The sequence below is a fragment of the Pseudomonas sp. 10S5 genome (assembly GCF_035019745.1).
GTDB lineage: Bacteria > Pseudomonadota > Gammaproteobacteria > Pseudomonadales > Pseudomonadaceae > Aquipseudomonas.
Genome location: NZ_JASJVL010000066.1, coordinates 1 through 242, shown reverse-complemented (window position 1 = coordinate 242; position 242 = coordinate 1). Strand labels below are relative to the sequence as shown.

The window sequence follows — 242 nt, the reverse complement described above, 5'->3', positions numbered from 1 at the left end:
GCAGGACTTCACCCCTTTGCGCTTGGGCTTGCGTCGGCCAGGGTTTTCTCGAGATTTCCAGTAGATAACCGGCTTTCTGGAAATCGTAATCCCGATGGACCACATGGCTGGTACGTGCCGCCAGGCGCACGCCAAACTCATGGATCGAATACGTTTCGGGCACCCTGCCGCTAAGCGGTTTGAACGGCAGCGCCACCTTTGCTTTATGGGGAAACATCCCTTCGTCATCGGCGAAAATCAAC

1 protein-coding gene is annotated in these 242 nt (G+C 55.8%); it reads right to left on the bottom strand.

The genetic code is table 11. The features are described from left to right. Window positions 1-242: hypothetical protein (locus QN378_RS23410; protein ID WP_323570717.1), on the bottom strand; the 242-nt coding region annotated here is incomplete at both ends.